The organism is Nocardioides sp. Soil_C_8, assembly GCF_057656315.1.
The window spans coordinates 315,387-334,032 of the sequence record NZ_JBDGKQ010000002.1 but is presented as its reverse complement, the minus strand read 5'-3'; the positions used below and the strand labels follow the sequence as shown (position 1 = coordinate 334,032).

The window sequence follows — 18,646 nt, the reverse complement described above, 5'->3', positions numbered from 1 at the left end:
TGGTTGAATCGGGGCATGGCACACCTGGACCTGTCCGCCGACGTCGTCACCCTGACCCAGCAGCTCGTCGACACCTTCTCCGTCAGCCACCAGGAGCAGGAGATCGCCGACGCCGTCGAGGCGGCCCTGCTGGCCCTGCCGCACCTCAGCGTGACCCGGCGCGGCCACACGGTCGTCGCGCGCACCGAGCTCGGCCTGGGCGAGCGGGTGGTCATCGCGGGGCACCTCGACACCGTGCCGCTCAACGACAACCTGCCCTCGCGGCTCGAGGACGGCGTCCTGCACGGGCTCGGCAGCTGCGACATGAAGGGAGGCGACTCGGTGATGCTCAAGCTGGCCGCCGACGTCACCGCGCCCAACCGCGACCTCACCTTCATCTTCTACGAGGCCGAGGAGGTCGACTCGGTCCACAACGGCCTGCGCAAGCTGACCGAGAGCGACCCCGACCTGCTGCAGGCCGACTTCGCGATCCTGATGGAGCCGAGCAACGCCTCGATCGAGGCGGGCTGCCAGGGCACGATGCGCGTCGACGTACGGACCACGGGCGAGCGCTCGCACAGCGCCCGCAGCTGGAAGGGCGTCAACGCCATCCACCTCGCCGGCCCCGTGCTCGGCCGGCTCAACGACTACGTCGCGCGGCAGCCCGAGATCGACGGACTCACCTACCACGAGGGCCTCAACGCGACCGGCATCCGGGGCGGTGTCGCCGGCAACGTCATCCCCGACGAGTGCGTCGTCGAGGTGAACTTCCGGTTCGCCCCCGACCGCAGCGAGGCCGACGCGGAGGCGTTCGTGCGCGACTTCTTCGAGGGCTACGACGTCAGGGTGACAGACATGGCCGCCGGCGCGATGCCCGGGCTCGACCGGCCGGCGGCGAAGGCGTTCGTCGAGGCCGTGGGCGGCGAGCCTGCGCCGAAGTTCGGATGGACCGACGTCGCGCAATTCACCCGGCTCGGCGTCCCGGCGGTGAACTTCGGCCCCGGCGACCCGATGTTCGCCCACAAGCAGGACGAGCACGTCCCCACCGAACACATCGAGCGCTGCGAGCGGATCCTCAAGGAGTGGCTGGCATGAACCCTCGACGCAGCGACCAGCAGGGCGACCGGGTCGCGGGCCCCGTCATCGAGCGCCGCGGCCAGGTCCACGAGGGCAGCACGACCGACCAGCGGCTGCTCGACTCCCGCGGCCCGACCGACTGGGTGCACACCGATCCATGGCGCGTCCTGCGGATCCAGGCCGAGTTCGTCGAGGGCTTCGGTGCCCTGGCCGAGATCGGCCCCGCGATCGCGGTCTTCGGGTCCGCCCGCACCCCGGTCGACCACCCCCACTTCGCCATCGGTGAGGACGTCGGCCGCAAGCTCGCCGAGGCCGGCTTCGCCGTCATCACCGGCGGCGGCCCGGGAGCGATGGAGGCGGCCAACAAGGGCGCCTGCGAGGCCGGCGGCGCGAGCGTCGGGCTCGGCATCGAGCTGCCCTTCGAGTCCGGCCTCAACCAGTGGGTCGACAAGGGCATCAACTTCCGCTACTTCTTCGCGCGCAAGACCATGTTCGTCAAGTACTCCCAGGGCTTCATCGTCCTGCCCGGTGGCCTCGGCACCCTGGACGAGCTCTTCGAGGCGCTGACGCTGGTGCAGACGCGCAAGGTCACGTCGTTCCCCATCGTCCTCATCGGCACCGCGTACTGGTCCGGACTCTTCGACTGGCTGCGCGACACGGTGCTGGCCGAGGGCAAGATCAACGCCGCCGACCTCGACATGATGGTGCTGACCGACGACATCGACGAGGCGGTGTCGCTGATGGTGGCCGCCCGCGAGGACCGCTGGCCCACCCCCGCGCCGGAGCGGCCCGAGTGATGATGTGGCTCTTCGCCGTCCTCGTCGTCCTCGTGATGGGTGGCGTCGCGATGGTGGCCTCCGGCCGCGGCGGTTCGATGCCCCCGGCGTACGACGACCGTCCGGACCTCGTGCTGCCCGCCGACCGCCCGATCGCGGCACCCGACCTGCGCAGGGTGCGGTTCCCCCTCGCCTTCCGCGGCTACCGCATGTCCGACGTCGACGAGCTGCTCGCCCGGCTGGCGACCGAGCTGGAGGAGCGGCGCGGGGACGAGCCGGGGGACGAGCCGGGGGACCAGCCCGACGGTCCCGCCTCGTCTGGCGAGCCGCCACGCGTCTAGGGCAGACTGCCGCGTCATGTCGTTCACGATCGTCGTCTGGATCCTCACGGCCCTCGCTGCCGTGGCGATCGTGCTGACCAGGCTGCGCCTGCGCAACGATGCCGCCGCCGGCCGCCTCTCCATCAGCAGCCGCGTGCCCCTCACGCACTTCGTGTCCGGCATCGTCGCGCTGGTCCTGTGGCTCGGCGTGCTGCTGGCTCCCGAGGACTCCGCGCTCGGGGGACCGCTCGTCGGCATCGTCGCGATCGCCTGCTGGTGGCTCACCGCCGTCTGCGGGCTGCTGATCCTCGCGCGCTGGCTGCCCACCAAGGGGCGGCACGCGCCCGAGGCCGCAGGCGACTCGTGGAGCGACGGGCCGGGCCTGTCCCTGCTGGCCCACCTCGGGATGGTGGTCGGCGTGCTGGTCTTCACCTGGGCCTACCTCACCGCGGCCGTGTGATGCGCACGCCGAGCACCCGGTCGCCGTACGCCGCCGTGCTGGCGACCGCGGCCCTGGTGGTCGCGGGACTCAGCCAGCCGGTGTCCGCCCCGGCCGTGGCGGCCGCGGCCGAGGGACCCGCCGAGCGCCCGGCCGTGGTCGAGGTCCGCACGATCGGCCACTCGGTCGAGGGGCGGCCGATCCGGGCGTGGCGGCTGGGCGAGCCGGGCAAGCGCCGGATCGTGCTGGTGTCGACGATGCACGGCAACGAGCCGCACACCCGCCGGATCCTCGAGACGCTGCGCGACGGACGACCGGTCCGCGGCGTGGACCTGTGGGTGCTGCCCACCTACAACCCCGACGGGCTCGCCCGCGGCACCCGCCGCAACGCCCGCGGCGTCGACCTCAACCGCAACTTCCCGCACCTGTGGAAGGACCTCGACGGGAACTACGAGTCCGGCCCCCGCCCGGCGAGCGAGCCGGAGACGCGGGCCGTGATGTCCTTCCTCGAGGAGATCGACCCGCGCCGGGTGATCAGCTTCCACCAGCCGCTGCACGGCGTCGACACGGACACCAAGGACCCGGGCTTCGCGCGGCGCCTGGCGCGCGCTCTGCGCCTGCCGCGCACCTCCCTCGACTGCGGGGGGCTGTGCCACGGCACCATGACGATGTGGTTCAACCACCGCTTCCGCGGCTCCGCGCTCACCGTCGAGTACGGCAGCCGGCCCTCGCGGCACCGGATGGCCGTCCAGGCCCCCCGGCAGGTCCTCGGCGTCCTCGGCGCCCACCGCACGCGCCGCGGCTGAGCCTCACCGGCCGTGGAAGACGGGCTTCTCCTTGGCCATGAAGGCGTCGACCGCGGCGAGGTGGTCCTCGGTGCCGCCGGTCAGCGCCATCTTCTCGGCCTCGAAGGCCAGCGAGTCCTCCAGCGGGTGCGCGGCGGCGTACGCCACTGCCTGCCGGATCGAGCCCAGCGCGACGGTCGGGCCCGACGCCAGGCGGGTGGCGAGCTCGCGCACGGCCTGCGGGAGCTCCTCGGCCGTGACCACCTGGGTGGCCAGCCCCAGCTCGAGCGCCTCCTGCGCGGTCACGGTGCGCGGGAAGTAGAGCAGCTCGACCGCCCTGGCGCGCCCGACGAGGCGCTGCAGCGTCCAGCTCGACCCGGTGTCGCACGACAGCGCCACCCCGGCGAAGGAGGTGTTGAAGCCGGCGGAGTCGACGACGACCCGGAAGTCGGCGGCGAAGGCCAGGCTCGCCCCGGCGCCGGCTGCGACGCCGTTGACCGCCGCGACGACCGGCTTCGGCATCGTCGCCAGCGCCAGCACGATCGGGTTGTAGTGCTGCTCGACGGTCTCCGACAGCGGGACGTCCGCCTCGCCCTTCAGGCCGGCGAGGTGCTCCTTGAGGTCCTGGCCCACGCAGAAGGCGCGGCCGCTGCCCGTGAGCACGACGCAGCGCACCTCCGGGTCGTCGGCGACCCGCTGGACGGTGTCGCGCAGCAGGTCCTTGGTGGCGACGTCGAGGCCGTTCATGGCCTCGGGCCGGTTGAGCGTGATCGTCGCGACGCCGTCCTGCACGTCGAGCAGGACCTGGGGCTGGGAGGTCGTCATGGTCGCAGTCTGCCTGACCAACATCGGGTGTTTACGCCCTGTGGTGCCGATCACGCGGCTCATGGGGGATAATGGACCGCGTACGACGCCGATCGAGGTGGCCGAAACGACTCAGCCGCCTCGATTCGCATGTGATGAGCCACAACCAGTGATGGCTGAACAGGAAGAGGTGCGCCGATGGCCGCCATGAAGCCCCGCACGGGCGACGGACCGCTCGAGGTCACCAAGGAAGGCCGCGGCATCGTCATGCGCGTCCCGCTCGAGGGCGGTGGACGTCTGGTGGTGGAGCTCAACGCCGAGGAGGCCTCGAATCTCGGTGACGCCCTCAAGGACGTCGTCGGCTGATCGTGCCCAGCACCGCGCTCCCGCCCCAGGTCTCACCTCCCGAGTTCGCCCTCAGCCCCGCGCTGCCGCACCAGATCGGTGGTGCGGAGGTCTGGGCGTTCCCGGTCCTCCCGGGCGAGGACGGGCCGCTCCTGGGCCCGGGCGCCGACGAGGCCGGTGATGCTCTCGGCCTCGACCTGCTCGCCGCGCTCGAGGCGTCGCGAGCCACCGGACGCACCGGCGAGCTGACGTCGGTCCCGACCGGGTCCGACGGGCCGGGCCTGGTGCTGCTGGTCGGGGTGGGCGAGGCGACGTCCACCGACTTCCGCCGCGCCGGCGCGGTGCTCGCCCGCGCCACCAAGGACCGGGGCAGCGTCGCCACGTCGCTCGTGTCGATCGCGCCCGACGAGGGCCTCGGCGCCTTCGTGGTCGGGGCGATGCTCGGCTCGTTCGCCTTCCACTGGCGTTCCACCGGGCCGAAGGACCGCCCGGTCGCCCGGATCGTGCTCGCCGGCGTGGACGACGACGGCGCCGACGACGAGCTCGCCCGGGCGCTCGCGCTGGGCGGTGCCGGCTGGCGCTCGCGCACCCTCGCGACCGTCCCGGCCAACCTGAAGACGCCGGCCTGGCTGGCCGACCAGGCCGTCGAGGTCGGTGAGGCCGCCGGCCTCGAGGTCCAGGTCTGGGACGACGCGCGGCTGGAGGCCGAGGGCTTCGGCGGCATCCGCGCCGTCGGCGGCGGCTCGGTCAACGAGCCGCGGCTCATCCGCATGGACTACACCCCGCGCGGCGCCACCAAGCGCATGCCCACGGTGGTCCTCGTCGGCAAGGGCATCACCTTCGACACCGGCGGCCTCGACATCAAGCCCAGCGAGGGCATGCTGACGATGAAGCGCGACATGAGCGGAGGTGGCGCCGTCATCGCGACCATGGCCGCGCTCCGCGACGTCGACTGCCCCGTCCGCGTCGTCGGCCTGGTGCCGGCAGCGGAGAACGCGGTCAGCGGCTGCGCGATGCGCCCCGGCGACGTCGTCACCCACTTCGGGGGCCGCACCTCCGAGGTCAACAACACCGACGCCGAGGGCCGCCTCGTGCTGGCCGACGCGATGGCCTACGCCGTCAGCGAGCTCGCGCCGGCCGCACTGGTCGACATCGCCACCCTGACCGGCGCGATGAAGGTGTCGCTCGGTCAGTGGACCGGCGGCTACTTCGCCAACCACGAGGGCCTGGCCGACCAGGTGCAGGCCGCAGCGGCAGGCTCGGGGGAGAACGCCTGGCGGATGCCGCTGGTCGCCGACTACGAGGACAAGGTCGCCTCCACCATCGCCGACGGCGACAACGCGGCAGGTGGCGCCGGCGCGATCACCGCGGCGCTCTTCCTCCAGCACTTCGTCGGCGACGTGCCCTGGGCCCACATCGACTTCGCCTCCGCCGCCGAGTCGCCGGCCGACCGCTTCGAGTGGACCGCCGGGCCCAGCGGCTGGGGACCGCGCCTGCTGCTGACGTGGCTCGGCTCCGACGACCCGCTGGCCGGGATCGTCTGATGCTCGGGCTCACCGTCCGGTGGTCGCTGGCCGACGCGCCCGAGGGAGTCGAGGACCAGCTCGCGACCTACGTCGCCGAGACCTCCCACGCCCGGTTCACCGGGATGGCCGGGCTGCGCTACAAGACCTGGCGCCAGGTGCCGGGGGAGTGGTTCGAGGGCTGCTACGTCTTCGCCACCGACGAGGCACGCGAGGACTTCCAGCGCACCTTCACCGAGGGTGCCGCCGACGCGCCCGGCTCCCGGATCATCGGCAGCCCGCCGATCCTGATCGAGGCGTGCGACGTCGTCGCGATCGCCGAGGGCTGGGACGGCTTCGCCGCCGCCCCGCGCCTCTAGCCGCTGCTCGGCGTCAGCCGGCTTCGGGCGACCACTCCTTCTTGGCGGCGAGCAGGCCGTCGCCGACGGGGAGCAGGACGGGCACGAGCGCCTCGTGCTCGAGGATCGTCCGGCCGAGGTCGCGGATGGTGACGGTCTCCTCGTCGCGCTGGGCCGGGTCGGCGACCCGGTCGTGCCACAGCGCGTTGTCGAACGCCACGACCCCGCCGGGACGCAGCAGCCGCAGCGCCTCCTTGAGGTAGGCGGCGTACTCACGCTTGTCGCCGTCGCAGAAGACCAGGTCGTAGTGGCCGTCGGTGAGGCGGGGCAGCACGTCGAGGCCGGCGCCGGCGATCGTGCGGGCCCGGTTGCCGGGGATCCCGGCCTCGGTGAACGTCTCCTTGGCGAGGCGCTGGTGCTCGGCCTCGATGTCGACGGTCGTCAGGACGCCGTCGGCGCGCATGCCGCGCAGCAGCCAGAGCCCGGACACGCCCGTGCCGGTGCCGATCTCGACCACCGCGCGCGCGTCGAGCACCGAGGCGAGGAAGCGCAGCGCGGCGCCGACGCCGGACCCGACGGGGGCCACGCCCACCTCCTCGGCACGGCTGCGTGCGGCGGCGAGGAGCTCGTCCTCGGCCACGAACGTCTCGGCGTAGGTCCAGCTCGCGGGCTTGATCGGCGCGGTGTTGGTCGGCACGCGGCGACTCTATCGCGCAGCGGCAGCGGGACGTGGCCGGGAACACACGGCCCCCCTCGGTCGTTGGAGGCGATGACCGGCCTGGGAGTTCTTGGCCGGTCCGCATGTGGTTCACAGGGAACTCTCAGGCGGGATACCTAGCGTCAGGAAGGACATCGAACCGTTGCAGCTGCGGTCGAGGAAGACGAGCCAGGGAGCGCCCGTGGGGGACCAGGTCGACGGCACACCGGATGCGGTCGACGTGCCGACGTGGGACGAGGTCGTCGAGCAGCACTCCGACCGGGTGTTCCGGCTGGCCTACCGCCTGACGGGCAACCGCCACGACGCGGAGGACCTCACCCAGGAGGTCTTCGTCCGCGTCTTCCGGTCGCTGGACACCTACACCCCCGGCACGTTCGAGGGGTGGCTGCACCGCATCACCACCAACCTTTTCCTCGACGGCGCGCGTCGCAAGCAGCGCATCCGCTTCGACCCGCTCTCGGACGAGCGCGCCGCCCGGCTGACCAGTCCGGCGCCGGCACCCGAGCTCGCCGTGGCGGACCAGACCTTCGACGACGACATCGAGACGGCGCTGGCGACGCTGCCGCCCGACTTCCGGGCAGCGGTCGTGCTGTGTGACGTCGAGGGCCTCAGCTACGAGGAGATCGCCGAGATCATGGACGCCAAGCTCGGCACCGTGCGCTCGCGCATCCACCGTGGTCGCACGATGCTCCGCAAGGCCCTCGCCCACCGCGAGCCGGCTGCGGGACGCTCGCGCTACTCCGGTCCCCTCGCCCCCACCACCCGCGGGTCGGTGACGTGATGAGCCACCTCGGATCCCGTGTCAGCGCTCTCCTCGACGGTCGTCTCGCGCCCGAGGAGGAGGAGCGGTGCTGGAGCCACGTCCACGCGTGCCACGCCTGCCGTGACCTCGTGGAGCAGGAGGGGTGGGTCAAGACCCAGCTCGCCCAGCTGTCGTTCGGGCCCGGCGAGCCCTCCCACGACTTCAAGTCGGCGCTGGTGGGCCGCTGCTCGGCGCTGGGCGCCGGCCACGGCCTGGCCGCGCTGGAGTTCCCGACCTCGCGTCCCCGCCCCCGCCGCGGCATCGTCGCCATCGGTGGCGGCGCGGCGAGTGCCTGCGTCGTCGGCGTGCTCGCGCTCGGCGTGGCCGGTGCCCCGCGCGTCGACCCGCGGCCGCCGGTCACGGACCTGAGCCGGCCGACCGGTCCGGCGAGCCCGGCCGTCACCGGCGACGACCGCACGCGCGGACCCGCCTCACCCTCCCGGACGCCCCTGGCCGAGCGCCTCGTGGCGATCCGGGAGAAGATTGCTCCGTGAGCGACGAGCACAGGCCCGACGAGCAGACTCCGGACGAGCAGGTCCCCGACCAGCCCGCTCCCGGCGCGCAGCCGGAGGAGCCCACCCAGCCGCTCGCCGGCTGGCGTCCCACCGAGCCGGCTCCGGCGTCCGAGCCTGCTCCTGCCGTGCAGCCCGAGGGGCGTCCCTACGGCGCTCCCGGCGACGACACCACGCAGCAGCCCGGCATGATGGCCGGCCCGCCGCCCCACCGGACGCCGTTCGGTGAGCCGCAGGGCCCGTCCCAGCAGGAGGCCGGCGGCCACGAGGCCGCGGCCCCGACGGTGCCGTACCCGACCCGAGGTCCCGTCCAGGGGCCGCAGCAGCCCGGCGGCCAGGCCTGGTTCGGTCCCGGCCCCCCACCGCGTCCGCCCTACGCCGGCCCGACGACGGTGGCCCGCAAGATCCCGCTGTGGGTCTGGCCCGCGGTGGCCTGCCTCGCCCTCGTCGTCGGCATGCTCGGCGGACTCGCCGGTGGCGCCATCCAGGACGAGCTCTCCGCCCGCCCCGGCACCAACGACAACGGGATCAACGGCGTCCGCACGCAGACCGCGGCTCCGCTCGAGGCCGACAACGGGTCGGTCGCCGCGGTGGCGCAGGCGCTGCTCCCCAGCACGGTCCAGATCGTGGCCGAGCTCGACGGACAGGACGGCGGCGCCACCGGCTCCGGCTTCGTCCTCGACCGCGAGGGCCACGTCGTGACCAACAACCACGTGGTCGCCTCCGCCGCCGAGGACGATGGGCCGATCGTCGTCATCGACCACCGGGGTCAGCGGCTCGAGGCGACGGTGGTGGGGCGCAGCTCGGTCTACGACCTCGCCGTGCTGTCCGTCGAGGGCGGCGGCAAGCTCGAGCCGGCAGCGCTGGGCGCCTCGCAGGTGCTGCGCGTCGGCGACCCCGTGATCGCCTTCGGCGCCCCGCTCGGGCTGAGCCAGACCGTGACCTCGGGCATCGTCAGCGCCCTCAACCGGCCGGTGACCACCTCGGGGCAGTCCGAGGACGACTCGTCCTACATCAACGCCGTGCAGACCGACGCCGCGATCAACCCGGGCAACTCCGGCGGACCGCTCGTCAACCTCGCCGGTGAGGTCGTCGGGGTGAACTCCGCGATCGCCACCAACGGCGGCGCGTCCGGCGAGGCAGGCAACATCGGCGTCGGCTTCGCCATCCCGATCGAGCAGGTGCGCACGACCGTCGACCAGATCCTGCGCACCGGCAAGGCGGAGTACCCCGTCATCGGTGCCCAGGTGCGCACGGGCGGCGAGCCGAACGCCGAGGGGGCCACGATCACCGAGGTCATGCCCGACACCCCTGCCGAGCGCGCCGGCCTCGAGAAGGACGACGTCATCACGGCGGTCGACGACCAGCCGGTCAACGACGGCATCGCACTGATCGTGGCCATCCGCACCCACCTCCCGGGGGAGACCGTCGAGATGTCGGTCGTCCGTGGCGGCGAGGAGCGGGTCGTGCAGGTCGAGCTCGACGGCAAGGTCGGCTAGTTGTTCTGACCCGGGACCTACGTGTCGGACGACTCGGTCTCGGCGTCCACGAACGGGTGCTGGTCGACGAACGTGCGCGTCTCGGCGTACATCCGCTGGATGAACTCCTCGAGCTGCACCCGCTCGACGCGCCACTGGCCCCGGCCGCCGATCTTGATCGCCGGCAGCTCACCGCGACGGACCAGCGCGTAGACCTGCGCGCCGGAGGTGTTGAGCACCTCTGCGACGTCGGCGAGCGTCAGGAAGCGGGGGTCGTCGGCCATGGGTCCATCGTGCCACCGCGCGCCCGCCTGCCGTCGCCGCCGGGCCGCCTCCTGTGGAGGGACAGGTGTGAAGTCCGGCTGGTGCGGCAATGATGACGTCGTGCCTCGGACCTCTCGGACCTCCTCTCGCGGCTCGTCCCGCCACGCACCCGTCCCCGCGCCGGCCGTCGCCCACCCCGCCGACGTCCCTCCCGCGACGCGCGCCACGACACCCGGCTGGCGCGACCCGCGGCTGTGGATCGGGGTCGTCCTGGTGACGGGGTCGGTGGTGGCGGGTGCGCGGTTGCTGTCCGGCGCGGACGACATGACCTCGGTCTGGGCCGTGTCGACCGACCTGGTGGCGGGGCAGACCCTCACCGCCGACGACCTGGAGCCCGCCCGGGTGCGCTTCGACGACGCCTCCGACCTCGACCGCTACCTCGGCGTCGAGGAGGAGCTGCCGGCCGCGCTCACCCTGACCCGGCCGCTGTCGGCGGGCGAGCTGGTGCCGGCCGCCGCTCTTGGCGAGCAGGCCGCCGACGACACCGTGTCGCTGTCGATCGCGGTCGCCCCCGAGCACGTCCCCACCGACCTGGCGCGAGGATCGCGCGTCGACGTCTGGGTCGTGGCCGACCGCACCGTCTCCCAGCGCCGTGGTCAGGCAGCCGCCGAGCTGGTCCTCGGTGACGTCGCGGTCCTCGACGCACCGGTGGTGACCGACGCGTTCGCGTCGGCGACCAGCCGACAGCTCGTCCTCGCGGTGCCCGAGGTGGACGAGGAGTCGCTCGGCGAGGTCCTCGCGGCCGTCGGCGACGACCGGGTCCGGGTCGTCGGCCGGGGGTGACGGGGTGATCTGCGTGCTGCTGCTCGCGGCGGGCGAGGCGTGGGAGTCGCCGGCCCTCACCGACCTGGAGGCCCATCCGGGGGTGGTCGTGCTCAAGCGGTGCGTCGACGTGGACGACCTCCTCGCCGCCGTCACGAGCGGCCAGGCCGACGTCGCCGTCGTGGCGCTCGACGCCCCGGGCCTCGACCCGGCGAGCGTGGCCCACCTGCGCCGCCACGCCGTGCGCCCGGTCGCCGTGACCTCGGCGCTCCCCGAGGACCTCGACGCCCGCGAGCATGCCGGGCGCCTGGGCATCACCGCGCTGGTCGGCCGGGGCGAGCTCGCGTCGCTGCCGCGGGTCGTCACCACCGTGGAGGACGTCGCCGACACCCGGGTGCCCGACGCCCCACCGCTCGCCGGCATCGACCGGACGCCCGGGCCCGAGCCCGGACGCCTCGTGGTCGTGTGGGGTCCGGTCGGCGCCCCGGGGCGCACGACGGTCGCCACCAGCCTGGCGTGGGAGCTCGCCCGGCGCGACACCCCGGTGGTGCTCGTCGACCTGGACCCCTACGGCGGTGCCGTCGCCCAGCAGCTCGGCATCCTCGACGAGGTGTCCGGCCTGCTCTCGGCCTCCCGACTCGCCGCCGCGGGGCAGCTCGACGACCGGTTCCCCTCGATCTGTCGCGGTGTCGGGGAGCACCTGGCCGTGGTCACCGGCCTGCCCCGCGCCGACCGGTGGCGTGAGGTGCGCGCCGCCCAGGTGGACCAGCTGCTCGAGCGGGCGCGCGCCCACGGTCAGGTCGTGGTCGACACCGGGTTCAGCCTCGAGGACGACACCGGTCCCGACCTCGGCGGCCGGCCGGGGCGCAACGCCCTGACCCTCGCCGCCCTCGAGCAGGCCGACGAGGTGGTCGTCGTGGGTTCGGCCGACCCCGTGGGGCTCACCCGGCTCGCGCGCGGCCTGGTCGACCTGCGCGAACGCGCTCCCTTGGCGCCGGTGCGGGTGGCGGTGAACCGCATGCGACCCTCGATCGGGTGGTCCGAGCGGGAGATCGCCGGCATGGTCGAGGGCTTCAGCCGGGTCGCCGGCCTCCACTTCCTCCCAGACGACCGAGGCGGGGTCGACCAGGCGCTCGTGAGCGGCCGCCCGGTCGCCGACCTGGGTCCCTCGTCGCTGACGCAGGCCCTCGCCGCGCTGACCGACGCGGCGTTCCCGGCCCACGCCCGCGGTGGCGCCGACGGACCGTCGGCCCGCACCGGCCTCAGGCGTGGCCGAGGGTCGGTCGGCGCCGGCAGACGCCGCTTCGCCCGGTCGAAATGAGGCAATGCAAGAGGGCAAGATTCTGAAAATCATCAAGATTCAACGTAATTTGGGTACTGATTCGAATGTTCGAAGGAGACCCAATGTCACGTCACTACCGCATCGCTGCCATCTCGGCGCTCGCCGTCGTCATGGCTGCGTCGCCCGCGTCCGCTAAGCTCTTCCAAGGCACCACCGGCGACGACACCATTCGGGGCAAGAACCGCGCCGACAAGATCATGTCCATCGGCGGCCAGGACAAGGTCACGGCCCGCGGTGGCAATGACAAGGTGTGGGCGGGCAACGGGCACGACACCGTCACCGGTGACGACGGCGACGACTGGATCACCCTCCAGCCCGGCAACGACTGGGCGGCCGGCGGTCTCGGCAACGACTCCATCGACGGCGGCCAGGGCGACGACGAGCTCTGGGGCGGCGAGGGCAACGACAAGCTGACCGCCGGGGCCGGCGACGACGTCGTCTACGGCGAGGGCGGCAACGACCTCGTCGGCGGCGGCGAGGGCGCCGACCGGCTCTTCGGCGGCGACGGTGTCGACAAGCACATCGGCAACAACGGCAACGACTACATCGACGCCGGCCCCGGCGACGACGGAGCGATCCAGGGCGGCCCCGGCAACGACGTGCTGATCGACGGCGAGGGCAACGACGTCAAGATCAAGGGCGACGAGGGCGACGACATCGTCTTCCTCGGCCCCGGTGCCGACAAGGTCTTCACCGAGCAGGGCAACGACACCATCTACGTGCTGCCCGACGGTCAGGTGGACAAGATCCACTGCGACGACCCGACCCAGAGCGACAACGGCAACGCCGACCGCGTGGTCTTCGTCGGCTGGCGCGACCCCGCCGACGTCATCGACTACCGCGGCTCGTGCGAGATCATCGAGGTCACCGACGTGCTGCCGGCCGGCTGGCCGTACGGCCCGGTCGTGCGCTGAGGTCAGGCCGCGAACAGCAGGTAGAGCCCGCCCACGGTGAAGGCGACCATCGCGAACAGCAGCGGCAGCTGACCGGTGAGCTGGTGCCGACGGGGGAGCAGCTTGATCGCCCGGTCGTGCGCGGCCACCACTCCGACGACGTGGCCGAGCGTGACCGCGGCGACCTTGCTGACCGCGAGGAACGTCGGGTGCGCCGACAGCCAGTAGTTGACCTGCAGGTCGGCGGTGCCGAGGTAGTCGTCGCCGCGGCTGAACGGGTCGCTCAGCTGGATGAGCGTCTGCTGGCCGTACTCGACGAAGTAGGTCAGGTAGTGGGCCACGATGTAGCCCACGATGATCGGGATGACCGAGTGCGCGAACAGGTTCGGGAGCGAGCGGCGCGGGATGTCGCTCCTGACCCCCGTTGCCATCGTGGCGACGGTCAGCACGAGCGCGACACCGCCCGAGAAGGCGATGAGGGCGAGGGTGTCGGGCCACACCCGTGAGGTCGACATCGACTGCACGAGCTTGAGCCAGGGCGTGGACTCCCGGAAGGAGTCGAACGCCGTGCTGCCGAACAGCACGCCGACGACCGCCACCAGGCCCGCCCGCGGGACGACGGTGTCGAGGTTGGCGAGCGGGCTGCGCAGCACCAGGCGTCCGTCGCGACGCCCCCAGATCGACAGCTTGGCGACGAGCGAGGAGTAGACCTCGAAGGGGTCGGCGCGGGCCAGGAACGTGGTGCCCCAGAGTGCCGAGCCGATGAACATGATGCCCAGGTAGGCGGCGCACCACAGCCGGACGGGTCCGACGTCGGTGGAGTACGGGTAGACCAGCTCGAGCCAGACGAAGGCGAACAACCCGGCCGCGGCCGGCCAGTATCCGAGGCCCGCGGGGTAGGCGTACAGCCCCTCGCCATCGGGGACGCCGGAGATCCTCGCGAAGAGCATGCTGATCGTGCGCGCGGGGCTGATCGCGCGGAACACGGGCCCGAGGAGCAGCGACGCGGGCACGATCCCGACCCACAGGAGCACGTAGAACGTGCCGAGGAAGGGGTTGATGAGCGTGTCCTCGCCGAAGACCGCGGCCGCGGCGACGTAGAGGAAGAACACCATCCCGAGCACCCGGCCGGTGATCGCCAGCGCCCGCGACGACACGAAGCGGTCCAGCCACTCCGGGGCCGGTCGACCACTGGTCGCCGGGTCGTAGCGAGGCTCGCGCCACGCCACGGCGAGCACCGTGAAGGACACGACCAGCGCGGCGACCGCTCCTGCGATCGCCAGCTCCGAGGGGATCGGCAGGTCCTTGGCGCCGCCGAGGCCGTGCGCCGAGATCGAACCGCCGACGGCGAGGGGGGTCACCGGACTTCGAGCTGCAGCAGGACCACGTCGGGCTCGTGGCTCTCCACCTCGACGACGCCGGGGCGGTCGATGACGATCTCGTGCTCCGACGTCCCCGCGTCGTAGGCGATCTCCTGCTCGGGCGTGCTGTGCACGTGGAGCTCACCGGCTTCGTCGGACTCGACGGTGAGGACCAGCGGCTGGTCGACCCCCAGCTCGACGCGCTCCCCGTTGGGCGTGAAGGAGTCGCCCTCGCGCGTCACGGTGACGGCGACGCCGTCACCGGTGCTGCTGGACCCCGACTGGGAGTCCGAGGGGGAGGAGCTGCCGCTCGGGTCGGTGGCCGGCGAGTCGGTGTCGCCGTCGCCGCCGCACGCGGTGAGCGTGGCGACCAGGACGAGGGCGACGGGGGCGATGCGCGTGAGGACGCGACCGGGCACGAGGGATCTCCTTCTGCAGCTGCACGGGCAGGCGGCGCCCGCGGCACCTGCCGGGTCACTGCCTCTGCCAGAATCCCATGCGGGACAAGATCGTCGACGAGGGGGCATGTGCATGAGTGAGCGAAGCGAGTACGTGCATGAGTGAACGGCTCCGGCCGCGGGACCTGGCCATCCTGGCTGCCGAGTCCCCCAGGACGCCCATGCACAACGCCACGGTCGAGATCTTCGACCCGGGGGAGTCCGGCTTCGACCACGACCGGCTCGTGCAGCTGATCGCCGACCGGATCGCCTTCGTCCCGCGCTACCGGCAGCGCCTGCAGCCGGTGCCGGGCCGCCTGGCCAACCCGGCCTGGGTGGACGACGAGGGCTTCGACCTCGGCTACCACGTACGACGCTCCGCGCTGCCGCGCCCGGGGTCGATGGACCAGCTGCGCGAGCTCGTCGCCCGCATCGCCTCCCGTCCGCTCGACCGGAGCCGTCCGCTCTGGGAGTGCTACTTCGTGGAGGGCCTCGAGCACGGGCGCGTCGCCCTGCTCACCAAGAGCCACCAGATCCTCGTCGACGGCCGCGAGACCGTCGACATCGGGCAGGTGCTGCTCGACACCTCGCCGGACCGCTCGACGCTCGGCCACGACGACGACTGGCACCCGGGCCGCGCGGCCGGGCCGGTGGCGGCTGCCCTCGCCGCCGTCACCGACAGCCTCGAGAGCCCGCGCACGCTCTGGATGACGACCCGCGCCAACGCCGAGTCGCTCGGCCGCGCCGCCTCCTCCTCGACCGCCCGTGTCGCCGAGGTCGCCAACGCCCTCGCCGGGCGCGGCCCGGTGCACTCCACCCCGGTGCACCGCCGACTCTCCCAGCAGCGCCGGTTCGTGACCGTGCGCACCGAGCTCGCCGACTACCGCGCGATCCGGGAGGTGCACGGCGGCACGGTCAACGACGTCATCCTGGCCACCGTCGCCGGCGGGCTCCGCGGCTGGCTGATGGCGCGCGCCGAGTCGCTGGGCGGCCTGCGCACCATCAAGGCGATCGTGCCGATGTCGGTGATCGACGACGAGCTCGAGCCGACCTCCCTCGGCACCCAGATCAGCGGGCACCTCGTGAACCTGCCGATCGGCGAGCCCAGCCCGGTCGTCCGGCTGCACCAGGTCAGCTACGACCTGCGGGCGCACCGGGACAACGGTCGCAACGTCTCGGCCCGTCGACTCTCCGGCATCGCCGGCTTCGCCCCGACGACGTTCCACGCGCTGGGGGCCCGGCTGGCCACGGCCGAGCTGCGCCGCGGCTTCCACGTGTCGGTCACCAACGTGCCGGGGCCGCAGTTCCCGCTCTACGCCGACGGTGCGCGCATGCTCGAGTCCTACCCCGTCCACCCGCTGCTGCCCGACCACCCGCTGGCCATCGGCGTCACCTCCTACGACGGCGGCGTGTTCTACGGCATCACGGCGGACCGCGACGCCGTGCCCGACGCCGACGTCCTCGGCCAGTGCGTGCTCGAGGCGCTCGAGGAGCTCAAGGACTCGGCCTCCGACACCCGGCCCCGCGCGCCGCGCGGGCGCACCAAGGCAGCCGCCGAGGAGAAGACGTGAGCCGTCGCTACCTTCCCTCGTCCCTCCCGCGCCTGGCCGAGGACTGGGCAGCCGACGGACCCCGCGTCGTCGACCAGGTCCTGGCCCCCGACGACGGGGAGGAGAGCGAGTACGTCGCCCTCATGACCGCCGCGGACGCGTCCGGCGAGCTGGTGGCCGGCCTGCCGGACGGCCGGCGCCGCCGCGTCGTCGTGGTCGCCGAGACCCCCTCGCCCGACGGGCCGGTCCGCTGGCGCGACGTGGTCGCGGTGCACGTCGACACCGAGGACGACGCGGACGCCGACGACGACCTCGCGTGGTGGGCCACCCAGGAGATCGCCGACCTCCTCGCCCCCGGGTGATCGCGCCCCTCATCCGGCACTTTGAGGCGTGCAGGCCGGTCTGACACGATCAGCCGCATGGACGCGATCACCTTTCCTCCGGCTCCCACCAACGAGCCGAACCTGACCTATGCGCCCGGCACCCCGGAGCGCGAGGCACTGGTCACCGAGCTCGCCCGGCTCGAGGGCGAGCAGCACACCTTCCACGCCGTCATCGGCGGCGAGCACCGCGAGGGAGGCGGCGCCGAGACCGCCGTCGTCCAGCCCCACGACCACCAGCACGTGCTGGGCACGCTCCGCGGTGCGACCACCAAGGACACCGAGGACGCCATCGCCGCCGCGGCCGAGGCGGCGCCGGGCTGGCAGGCGATGCCCTTCGACGAGAAGTGCGCCATCATCCTCAAGGCAGCCGACCTGCTGGCCGGCCCGTGGCGCCAGCGCCTCAACGCCGCGACGATGCTGGGCCAGTCGAAGACGGCCTTCCAGGCCGAGATCGACGCGGCGTGCGAGCTGATCGACTTCTGGCGCTTCAACGTCCACTACGCCAAGCAGATCCTGACCGACCAGCCGATCGCCAACAGCCCGGGCATCTGGAACCGCACGGACCACCGCCCGCTCGAGGGCTTCGTCTACGCGATCACGCCGTTCAACTTCACCGCCATCGCCGGCAACCTGCCCACCGCCCCGGCGCTGATGGGCAACACGGTGCTCTGGAAGCCGTCCCCGACGCAGCAGCTGGCCGCGTCGCTGACGATGGAGCTGCTGGAGGAGGCCGGCATGCCGCCGGGAGTCATCAACATGCTTCCCGGCGACGGCCTCGACGTGTCCAAGGTCGCCCTGGCCCACCGTGACCTGGCCGGCATCCACTTCACCGGCTCGACCCCGACGTTCCAGCACCTGTGGCGCACCGTCGGCGAGAACATCACCGGCTACCGCGGCTACCCGCGGATCGTCGGCGAGACCGGCGGCAAGGACTTCATCGTGGCCCACCCGTCGGCCGATCCCGACGTGCTGCGCGTCGCGATGATCCGTGGCTCGTTCGAGTTCCAGGGCCAGAAGTGCTCGGCAGCCTCGCGCGCCTACGTCCCGCGCTCCGTCTGGGTGAAGATCAAGGACCAGCTCATCGCCGACACCGAGGCGCTGTCGATGGGTGACGTCACCGACCTGTCCCACTTCATGGGAGCCGTGATCGACGACCGGGCGTTCGCCAAGCACCGCAAGGCCATCGCCCGGGTCGAGGAGAACGACCACCTGACGCTGCTGGCCGGAGGGCAGACCGACGACTCGGTGGGGTACTTCGTGCGGCCCACCATCATCGAGTCGAGCGACCCGACCGACCAGATGTTCTCCGACGAGTACTTCGGCCCGATCCTGGCCGTCCACGTCTACGAGGACGACCGCTTCGAGTCGGTGGTGGCGCAGATGGAGTCCTTCGCCCCCTACGCGCTGACCGGCGCGATCATCGCGCAGGACCGCGCGGCCATCGCATGGGCGCGCAAGACGCTGCGCTTCGCCGCGGGCAACTTCTACGTCAACGACAAGCCGACCGGCGCCGTCGTGGGCCAGCAGCCCTTCGGCGGCGGTCGTGCGTCGGGCACCAACGACAAGGCCGGTGCCGCGGTCAACCTGCTGCGCTGGACCTCGCCGCGGTCGATCAAGGAGACCTTCGTGCCCCCGACCGACCACCGCTACCCGCACCAGGGCTGACGTCCCGGCCCCCGCGCCGATGGGGGAGGATGG

General features: G+C 72.7%; 22 protein-coding genes. 17 read left to right on the top strand and 5 right to left on the bottom strand.

Annotated elements, in window-relative coordinates:
* Positions 1-15: 15 nt before the first annotated feature.
* Genes dapE through AC3A3L_RS11455 form a run of 5 tightly spaced genes read left to right on the top strand, consistent with a single transcriptional unit; the run spans position 16 to position 3,397 of the window.
* Complete coding sequence (gene dapE, locus AC3A3L_RS11475) at positions 16-1,074, top strand: succinyl-diaminopimelate desuccinylase (RefSeq protein ID WP_487640155.1); 1,059 nt, start codon at positions 16-18, stop codon at positions 1,072-1,074.
* A complete protein-coding gene (locus AC3A3L_RS11470) occupies positions 1,071-1,853 on the top strand; it encodes an LOG family protein (protein WP_487640154.1) in 783 nt (260 codons plus the stop codon). Before dapE ends, AC3A3L_RS11470 begins: the two co-directional genes overlap by 4 nt.
* A complete protein-coding gene (locus AC3A3L_RS11465; protein ID WP_487640153.1) occupies positions 1,853-2,173 on the top strand; it encodes a DivIVA domain-containing protein in 321 nt (106 codons plus the stop codon). The genes AC3A3L_RS11470 and AC3A3L_RS11465 overlap by 1 nt, the downstream gene beginning before the upstream one ends.
* 16 nt (positions 2,174-2,189) lie before the next feature.
* Positions 2,190-2,612, top strand: a complete 423-nt coding sequence (locus AC3A3L_RS11460) for a hypothetical protein (RefSeq protein ID WP_487640152.1) — start codon at positions 2,190-2,192, stop codon at positions 2,610-2,612.
* Complete coding sequence (locus AC3A3L_RS11455) at positions 2,612-3,397, top strand: M14 family zinc carboxypeptidase (RefSeq protein WP_487640151.1); 786 nt, start codon at positions 2,612-2,614, stop codon at positions 3,395-3,397. The genes AC3A3L_RS11460 and AC3A3L_RS11455 overlap by 1 nt, the downstream gene beginning before the upstream one ends.
* Before the next feature lie 3 nt (positions 3,398-3,400).
* Here AC3A3L_RS11455 and AC3A3L_RS11450 read toward each other — a convergent pair whose 3' ends face one another.
* Positions 3,401-4,201 carry an enoyl-CoA hydratase/isomerase family protein gene (locus AC3A3L_RS11450; RefSeq protein ID WP_487640150.1) on the bottom strand — a complete coding sequence of 267 codons (801 nt, stop codon included), beginning with the start codon at positions 4,199-4,201 and terminating at the stop codon, positions 3,401-3,403.
* Positions 4,202-4,378: 177 nt separating this feature from the next.
* On the opposite strand from AC3A3L_RS11450, the gene AC3A3L_RS11445 reads away from it, so the two are divergent.
* From AC3A3L_RS11445 to AC3A3L_RS11435, 3 genes are read left to right on the top strand one after another with little or no spacing between them, the layout of a single operon-like run.
* Positions 4,379-4,546: a DUF3117 domain-containing protein gene (locus AC3A3L_RS11445; protein WP_487640149.1), complete on the top strand. Its 168-nt coding sequence runs from the start codon at positions 4,379-4,381 to the stop codon at positions 4,544-4,546.
* A 2-nt stretch (positions 4,547-4,548) separates the two neighbouring features.
* Positions 4,549-6,069 (top strand): leucyl aminopeptidase family protein, encoded by a 1,521-nt coding sequence (locus AC3A3L_RS11440; RefSeq protein WP_487640148.1) that lies wholly within the window; start codon positions 4,549-4,551, stop codon positions 6,067-6,069.
* On the top strand, positions 6,069-6,407 hold the full coding sequence (locus AC3A3L_RS11435) for a hypothetical protein (protein WP_487640147.1): 339 nt from the start codon (positions 6,069-6,071) through the stop codon (positions 6,405-6,407). The genes AC3A3L_RS11440 and AC3A3L_RS11435 overlap by 1 nt, the downstream gene beginning before the upstream one ends.
* A 13-nt stretch (positions 6,408-6,420) precedes the next feature.
* Here the strand turns inward: AC3A3L_RS11435 and AC3A3L_RS11430 are convergent, their stop codons facing one another.
* Positions 6,421-7,083, bottom strand: coding sequence for an O-methyltransferase (locus AC3A3L_RS11430; RefSeq protein WP_487640146.1), 663 nt, complete (start codon positions 7,081-7,083; stop codon positions 6,421-6,423).
* 202 nt (positions 7,084-7,285) lie between these two features.
* Between AC3A3L_RS11430 and sigE the strand changes: the two genes are divergently transcribed.
* From sigE to AC3A3L_RS11415, 3 genes are read left to right on the top strand one after another with little or no spacing between them, the layout of a single operon-like run.
* Positions 7,286-7,885 carry an RNA polymerase sigma factor SigE gene (sigE, locus tag AC3A3L_RS11425; protein WP_487640145.1) on the top strand — a complete coding sequence of 200 codons (600 nt, stop codon included), beginning with the start codon at positions 7,286-7,288 and terminating at the stop codon, positions 7,883-7,885.
* Positions 7,885-8,400: an anti-sigma factor family protein gene (locus AC3A3L_RS11420; protein ID WP_487640144.1), complete on the top strand. Its 516-nt coding sequence runs from the start codon at positions 7,885-7,887 to the stop codon at positions 8,398-8,400. The genes sigE and AC3A3L_RS11420 overlap by 1 nt, the downstream gene beginning before the upstream one ends.
* A complete protein-coding gene (locus AC3A3L_RS11415; protein WP_487640143.1) occupies positions 8,397-9,917 on the top strand; it encodes a S1C family serine protease in 1,521 nt (506 codons plus the stop codon). The genes AC3A3L_RS11420 and AC3A3L_RS11415 overlap by 4 nt, the downstream gene beginning before the upstream one ends.
* Before the next feature lie 17 nt (positions 9,918-9,934).
* Here AC3A3L_RS11415 and AC3A3L_RS11410 read toward each other — a convergent pair whose 3' ends face one another.
* Complete coding sequence (locus AC3A3L_RS11410) at positions 9,935-10,180, bottom strand: helix-turn-helix domain-containing protein (RefSeq protein WP_299932250.1); 246 nt, start codon at positions 10,178-10,180, stop codon at positions 9,935-9,937.
* 100 nt (positions 10,181-10,280) lie between these two features.
* On the opposite strand from AC3A3L_RS11410, the gene AC3A3L_RS11405 reads away from it, so the two are divergent.
* From AC3A3L_RS11405 to AC3A3L_RS11395, 3 genes are all read left to right on the top strand, one after another.
* Positions 10,281-11,003, top strand: a complete 723-nt coding sequence (locus AC3A3L_RS11405; RefSeq protein ID WP_487640142.1) for a CpaB family protein — start codon at positions 10,281-10,283, stop codon at positions 11,001-11,003.
* A 4-nt stretch (positions 11,004-11,007) separates the two neighbouring features.
* On the top strand, positions 11,008-12,303 hold the full coding sequence (locus tag AC3A3L_RS11400; protein WP_487640141.1) for a CpaE/TadZ family protein: 1,296 nt from the start codon (positions 11,008-11,010) through the stop codon (positions 12,301-12,303).
* 83 nt (positions 12,304-12,386) lie between these two features.
* Positions 12,387-13,238 carry a calcium-binding protein gene (locus AC3A3L_RS11395; RefSeq protein ID WP_487640140.1) on the top strand — a complete coding sequence of 284 codons (852 nt, stop codon included), beginning with the start codon at positions 12,387-12,389 and terminating at the stop codon, positions 13,236-13,238.
* A 2-nt stretch (positions 13,239-13,240) separates the two neighbouring features.
* Here the strand turns inward: AC3A3L_RS11395 and AC3A3L_RS11390 are convergent, their stop codons facing one another.
* Positions 13,241-14,578, bottom strand: coding sequence for a hypothetical protein (locus AC3A3L_RS11390; protein ID WP_487640139.1), 1,338 nt, complete (start codon positions 14,576-14,578; stop codon positions 13,241-13,243).
* Complete coding sequence (locus tag AC3A3L_RS11385) at positions 14,575-14,997, bottom strand: hypothetical protein (RefSeq protein WP_487640138.1); 423 nt, start codon at positions 14,995-14,997, stop codon at positions 14,575-14,577. The genes AC3A3L_RS11390 and AC3A3L_RS11385 overlap by 4 nt, the downstream gene beginning before the upstream one ends.
* A gap of 137 nt (positions 14,998-15,134) precedes the next feature.
* Between AC3A3L_RS11385 and AC3A3L_RS11380 the strand changes: the two genes are divergently transcribed.
* Genes AC3A3L_RS11380 through pruA form a run of 3 tightly spaced genes read left to right on the top strand, consistent with a single transcriptional unit; the run spans position 15,135 to position 18,613 of the window.
* The gene (locus tag AC3A3L_RS11380) at positions 15,135-16,586 is read left to right on the top strand and encodes a WS/DGAT/MGAT family O-acyltransferase (RefSeq protein WP_487640137.1); all 1,452 of its coding nucleotides are present in this window, start codon (positions 15,135-15,137) and stop codon (positions 16,584-16,586) included.
* Positions 16,583-16,927: a DUF6912 family protein gene (locus tag AC3A3L_RS11375; RefSeq protein WP_487640136.1), complete on the top strand. Its 345-nt coding sequence runs from the start codon at positions 16,583-16,585 to the stop codon at positions 16,925-16,927. The genes AC3A3L_RS11380 and AC3A3L_RS11375 overlap by 4 nt, the downstream gene beginning before the upstream one ends.
* Positions 16,928-16,984: 57 nt before the next feature.
* Positions 16,985-18,613: an L-glutamate gamma-semialdehyde dehydrogenase gene (gene pruA / locus AC3A3L_RS11370; protein ID WP_487640135.1), complete on the top strand. Its 1,629-nt coding sequence runs from the start codon at positions 16,985-16,987 to the stop codon at positions 18,611-18,613.
* The last annotated feature ends 33 nt before the right edge of the window (positions 18,614-18,646 follow it).

Coding starts and splice junctions, on each gene's coding strand:
- dapE (WP_487640155.1), top strand. CDS start 16: ATGGCACACCTGGACCTGTCCGCCGACGTCGTCACCCTGACCCAGCAG.
- AC3A3L_RS11470 (WP_487640154.1), top strand. CDS start 1,071: ATGAACCCTCGACGCAGCGACCAGCAGGGCGACCGGGTCGCGGGCCCC.
- AC3A3L_RS11465 (WP_487640153.1), top strand. CDS start 1,853: ATGATGTGGCTCTTCGCCGTCCTCGTCGTCCTCGTGATGGGTGGCGTC.
- AC3A3L_RS11460 (WP_487640152.1), top strand. CDS start 2,190: ATGTCGTTCACGATCGTCGTCTGGATCCTCACGGCCCTCGCTGCCGTG.
- AC3A3L_RS11455 (WP_487640151.1), top strand. CDS start 2,612: ATGCGCACGCCGAGCACCCGGTCGCCGTACGCCGCCGTGCTGGCGACC.
- AC3A3L_RS11450 (WP_487640150.1), bottom strand. CDS start 4,201: ATGACGACCTCCCAGCCCCAGGTCCTGCTCGACGTGCAGGACGGCGTC.
- AC3A3L_RS11445 (WP_487640149.1), top strand. CDS start 4,379: ATGGCCGCCATGAAGCCCCGCACGGGCGACGGACCGCTCGAGGTCACC.
- AC3A3L_RS11435 (WP_487640147.1), top strand. CDS start 6,069: ATGCTCGGGCTCACCGTCCGGTGGTCGCTGGCCGACGCGCCCGAGGGA.
- AC3A3L_RS11420 (WP_487640144.1), top strand. CDS start 7,885: ATGAGCCACCTCGGATCCCGTGTCAGCGCTCTCCTCGACGGTCGTCTC.
- AC3A3L_RS11410 (WP_299932250.1), bottom strand. CDS start 10,180: ATGGCCGACGACCCCCGCTTCCTGACGCTCGCCGACGTCGCAGAGGTG.
- AC3A3L_RS11395 (WP_487640140.1), top strand. CDS start 12,387: ATGTCACGTCACTACCGCATCGCTGCCATCTCGGCGCTCGCCGTCGTC.
- AC3A3L_RS11380 (WP_487640137.1), top strand. CDS start 15,135: ATGAGTGAACGGCTCCGGCCGCGGGACCTGGCCATCCTGGCTGCCGAG.
- pruA (WP_487640135.1), top strand. CDS start 16,985: ATGGACGCGATCACCTTTCCTCCGGCTCCCACCAACGAGCCGAACCTG.